The following is a 4,846-nucleotide window of genomic DNA, read 5'->3' as shown; positions in this document are numbered from 1 at the left end:
TAACCGGGGGGGGGTGGGCCCCCCCCCCGCCACCCCCCGCCCTCCCCCCCCCCCCCCCCGCGGCCGCCCCCCCCCGCCCGCCCGCGCCCCGGTCGGAACCGCGTCGCGCGGGCCGCGTCCCCTGTCGGCCCGCGCCGCGGTTCCGACCGCCTCGACCACCCCTCGCCCACCCCCAACCGGCCGGCTCCCCGAACATCCGTGGCACGTCCGGAAAGGAGGCACCCTTGCGGCAGGAATCCAGCCCGGTCCTCGACGTCCGCGGCATCGAGAAGAGCTACGGACCGAACCGGGTGCTGCGCGGTGTCAGCTTCACCCTGGAAAAGGGCTCCATCTACGGCCTGATGGGCGCCAACGGAGCGGGCAAGTCGACGCTCATCAAGGTGCTTTCGGGTGCCGAGGCGCCCGACGGCGGCTCGATCCTCAGGGACGGCGAGACCGTCGTCTTCCCCGATCCGCTCGCCGCCCAGCGCAGCGGCATAGGCACCGTGCACCAGAACCCGAACGACGGGGTCATCCTCGACATGACGGTCGCGGAGAATCTCGCGCTCGACCGCCTCAGCGACGGATCGTCGCCGGTGCTGTTCAGCCGCCGCCGCACGGAAGCGCAAGCGGTGGAGGTCGCCGCGACGCTCGGCATGCACCTGGACAAGGCGACACTGCGCGCCCCGGTCCGCGAACTCGGCGTTTCCGAGCGCCAGTTGCTGGTGCTCGCCCGGCAGCTCTCACGTCGGCCGCGCCTGCTCATCCTGGACGAACCGACGTCCGCGCTGTCCAGCGAGGAGAGCGCCCGGCTGTTCGACCTGGTGCGCGCGCTCGCTGCGGACGGCATGACCGTCCTCTTCGTCACCCACAAGCTCGCCGAGATCGACCAGCTCTGCGACCGGGTCGGCGTCCTGCGCGACGGTGCCATGCAGGGCGAGTTCGACCCGCAGCCCGGCGGCACCGGATTCTCCTGGCCGACGGTGCTGACCGCACTGTTCGACCGCACGCCCGCGCAGATGGCACGCGACGCGCTGCCCGGCGGGGAGCCCGTGCTGTCGCTGAAGGGCGTGCGGGTGTTCCCGGACACCCCCGCGTTCGGGCTCGACGTCCGCCAAGGCCACGTCACCGTGCTGCTCGGCCTCCTCGGCAGCGGCAAGACCGAACTGCTCGAATGGGTCTTCGGCGCGGGCCGCGCCGCCTCCGGGCGCGGCACGCTCGACGGCAAGCCGTACGCGCCCGGACACCCGCACGACGCCATCAAACAAGGCGTCTACCTGGTGCCCGAATCACGGCACGAGCAGGCCATCATTCCCGGCTGGTCGCTCGCGTCCCAGATGACGCTGCCGTTCACCGCCGACTTCACGGCCGGCACGCTGATGCGCACCGGTGCCGAACGCCGCGCCGCGGCCGCCAAGATGCGCGAGATCGGCGTGGTCGCGTCCGGGCCGAACGCGCCCATCGAGACGCTGTCCGGCGGCAACCAGCAGAAGGTCGTCATCGGACGGTGGCTGCTCGGCAAGCCGCGCGTACTGCTGCTCGACGAGCCGTTCCGCGGCGTCGACATCAACGCCCGGCACGACATCGGCGCGATCGTCCGCGAACTCGCGTCCTCGGCCGCGGTCCTCGTGGCCACCTCCGACGTCGACGAAGCCCTCGAAGTCGGCGACCGCATCGTCGTCTTCAACAGCGGGCAGGTCACCGCCGACATGCCGCTCGCGGAAGCCTCCCGGGAACGGCTGATCGACGCGATGAGCATCCGCGCGTCGCAATTCCTCGGCCCCGAAGCAGGCCCCGAAGCAGGCCCCGAAGCAGACCCCGGACAACGAACCCCCGGAACAGCCGGAAAGGAGAGGGGTGCATGAACGTGCAGGCATCCGCCCCGAAGACTCGGGCCAACGCGAACAACCGGGAAGTCCTCGGCATCGCGAGCGACTTCGTGGTGCGCTACGGCGTCATCATGGTCGGTGTCGGGCTCGGCATCTTCTTCTCCGTGACCGCATCCGGATTCGCCACCTGGCACAACACCGTCTCGATCCTGCAGATCCAGTCGGTCGCCGCGATCGCCGCGCTGGGCATGACGCTCACCGCCATCGTCGGCGACCTGGACCTGTCCGTCGGCGCGGTCACCGGCCTCTCCGTCACAGTGGCCGCCGAGCTGATGATCCATTACGAGCTGACCGGCCCCACGGCCATCGCCGGCTGCCTGCTCGTCGGCCTGCTGGTGGGCTGCTTCAACGCCACGCTCATCGTGTTCCTGCGCGTCCCGCCGCTGCTGGCCACCCTCGGCACGATGTTCACCATCCAGGGCCTCAAGCGCTGGCTGGTCGACGGCCAGACCCTCACCACCGGCATGCGGCTCAACGACGGCACCGTGGTGAAGGGCAAGTTCACCGAGGACTTCACATCGATCGACAGCAAGAAGCTGCTCGGGATGCCGATCTCGGTCTACCTCTTCCTGGTCATCGCGCTGCTCATGTGGGTCTTCCTGGAGCGCACCCGCTACGGCCGGGTGTTCTACGCGGTCGGCGGCAACGAGGAAGCCGCCCGGCTCGCGGGTACCCGGGTGCGGCGCTACAAGTTCGCCGCGTACGCCATCTCCGGCCTGCTCGCGTCGGTCGCCGGCATCATCCTCGCCTCGCGGCTGCGCCAGGGCGACGTCACCGCGGGCGACTCGTCGCTCCTCGACGCGGTGGCCATGACGCTCGTCGGCTTCGCAGTCCTCGGCGCGAAGAAGCCCAACGCGCTCGGCACCTTCGTCGGGGCGGTCTTCATCGGCCTGATCCTGCAAGGCCTGACCATGCGCGGCCTCCCGTACTACACGCAGGACCTCATCAAGGGACTGGTGCTGATCTTCGCCCTCCTGATGTCCTTCTCCCTGCGGCGCAAGGGCCGCGACGGCGGGACCCGTACCGTGGCACCGCCGGCCGCGGCCGCCACGGAGAGCGGCGCCGGCAAGACCAGCGTGGAGGTTTGACATGGCAGACGTGGTGCTGACCGCCGGCGACGTCCCCGGCTACGTCGCGGGCCGGCCGACGCTGCGCGGCCTCGTCGACGCGGACACCCTGACCGTCACCGAGGTCGGCGACGGCAACCTCAACCTGGTGTTCATCTGCGTCGACGCGGCGGGCCGGCGGGTCGTCCTCAAGCAGGCGCTCCCGTACGTCCGCCTGGTCGGACCCGAGTGGCCGATGACCGAACTGCGCGCCGCCCGCGAGGCGTCGGCGCTCACCGTGCACGGCGCGCTGTCCGAGCACGTGTGCAGGCTTCTCGACTTCGACGAGGAGCACAACGTCCTGGTGCTCGAAGACCTCTCCGACCACGAGGTGTTCCGAACCCGGCTCAACGCGGGCGGCGCGCACGACGGCATCGTGGAGCGGCTGAGCGAGTATGTCGCCGACGTCGCCTTCGGCACGTCCTTCCTCAAGCTCACCGAGGAGGAGTTCCGGCTGCGCGCCGCCGCCGCGGCGAACCCGGAGCTGTGCGCGATCAGCGAAGCGCTGGTGTTCACCGAGCCGTTCCTGGGGGCGGAGCGCAACAGTGTCCGCCCGTCCGTCGCCCCGCTGCTCGCCGCGCTCCAGGCCGACGCGGCGTGGGTGGCGGCCGCGCTGGAGATGAAGCGCGCGTTCCTCACCCAGCAGGAAATGCTCGTGCACGGCGACCTGCACACCGGGTCGGTGTTCGTGCGGGGCAGCGGCGACGGCGTCTCGGTGAAAGCGTTCGACTCGGAGTTCGCCTGCTACGCGCCGATCGGCTTCGACCTCGGGATGCTGTGGGCGAACCTGGTGTTCGCCGGCATGCGCGCCGCGGTCCTCGGCGACGACGCCCGCGCGGACGCGCTGTTCGGCTCCGTCGAGACGAGCTGGCGGGTCTTCGCGGCCCGCTTCGCCGCGCACTGGCCCGAGCGCCGCGACCCGGCCGGCTACCCGGACGTGTTCCTGGACGGCTGGCTGACCGCGATCCTGCGCGACTGCTTCGGCTTCGCGGGCTGCGAAGCCGCGCGGCGCACCGTCGGCCTGGCCAAGGTCAGCGACGTCGAAACCCTCGACGACGCGCCGTACACCGCCGCCGCGTCCGCCATGCTGCGGCTGTCCCGCACCCTCCTCGTCGGCCGTGCCGCGCTGGGTGCCGAAGACGTCGCGGGCCTGTGCCGAAAGGCGCTCGGGGCCGCCGGATGACGGCAGCGGCCGAGGTCGTCGCCCGGCTGATCGACACCGGTCAGGACAGCGTCGACGCCGGCCTGGTGCTGGCCACCGGGGGCAACCTCTCGGCCCGGGTGCCGGGGACGGACACCTTCGCGGTCACGGGCACCGGCTGCCGCCTCGACCGGCTCACGCCGTCCGACTTCGCGGTGATGACCCTGGACGGTTCCGTACTGCACGGCGCGGAACCGTCCAGCGAATGGCGCCTGCACCAGCGCACTTACCAGGTCCGCCCGGACACCGGCGCGATCGTCCACGTCCACCCCGAATACGCGGTGCTCGTCGACGCGATGGGCGAGCGCATCCGCCAGGTCACCCTCGACCACGTCGCTTATGCCCCGGTCGTGGAACGCATCCCGTTCCACCCCAACGGCTCCACCGCCCTCGCCGACGCCGCCGCGGCCGCGGCCCGCCGCGCCGACTGCGTCGTCCTGGCCCACCACGGCTGCTCGACGCTGGGCCCCACCCCGGCCGCGGCCCTGCGCGGCGCGCTCAACTTGGAGAGCGCCGCGCGGTACACCTACCGGATGCTGCTGCGGGGGGACCGGATGACGGAGTTCCCGGTCGAACTGCGGGAGCACGCGGTACACCGCTGACGGTCCCGCCGCACGGACCCGGCGGCTCCGGACAACGCGACGGGCCCGCAACCCCGAAGGGTTGCGGGC

The 4,846-nt window shown here is 71.7% G+C and carries 4 protein-coding genes; all 4 read left to right on the top strand.

Going from position 1 to position 4,846, the window contains the following annotated elements; genetic code table 11:
• Positions 1-224 precede the first annotated feature (224 nt).
• Genes ACPA54_RS09885 through ACPA54_RS09870 form a run of 4 tightly spaced genes read left to right on the top strand, consistent with a single transcriptional unit; the run spans position 225 to position 4,777 of the window.
• On the top strand, positions 225-1,844 hold the full coding sequence (locus tag ACPA54_RS09885) for a sugar ABC transporter ATP-binding protein (RefSeq protein WP_423528315.1): 1,620 nt from the start codon (positions 225-227) through the stop codon (positions 1,842-1,844).
• Complete coding sequence (locus tag ACPA54_RS09880; RefSeq protein ID WP_423528314.1) at positions 1,841-2,956, top strand: ABC transporter permease; 1,116 nt, start codon at positions 1,841-1,843, stop codon at positions 2,954-2,956. The genes ACPA54_RS09885 and ACPA54_RS09880 overlap by 4 nt, the downstream gene beginning before the upstream one ends.
• A 1-nt stretch (position 2,957) precedes the next feature.
• On the top strand, positions 2,958-4,157 hold the full coding sequence (gene mtnK / locus ACPA54_RS09875; RefSeq protein ID WP_423528313.1) for an S-methyl-5-thioribose kinase: 1,200 nt from the start codon (positions 2,958-2,960) through the stop codon (positions 4,155-4,157).
• Complete coding sequence (locus ACPA54_RS09870) at positions 4,154-4,777, top strand: class II aldolase/adducin family protein (protein ID WP_423528312.1); 624 nt, start codon at positions 4,154-4,156, stop codon at positions 4,775-4,777. Before mtnK ends, ACPA54_RS09870 begins: the two co-directional genes overlap by 4 nt.
• Positions 4,778-4,846: the final 69 nt, after the last annotated feature.

Source organism: Uniformispora flossi (genome assembly GCF_049534875.1).
In the GTDB taxonomy this organism is placed as follows: Bacteria; Actinomycetota; Actinomycetes; order Streptomycetales; family Streptomycetaceae; genus Yinghuangia; species Yinghuangia aomiensis.
This window is presented reverse-complemented; position numbering and strand designations above follow the sequence as displayed.

Coding starts and splice junctions, on each gene's coding strand:
- ACPA54_RS09880 (WP_423528314.1), top strand. CDS start 1,841: ATGAACGTGCAGGCATCCGCCCCGAAGACTCGGGCCAACGCGAACAAC.
- mtnK (WP_423528313.1), top strand. CDS start 2,958: ATGGCAGACGTGGTGCTGACCGCCGGCGACGTCCCCGGCTACGTCGCG.
- ACPA54_RS09870 (WP_423528312.1), top strand. CDS start 4,154: ATGACGGCAGCGGCCGAGGTCGTCGCCCGGCTGATCGACACCGGTCAG.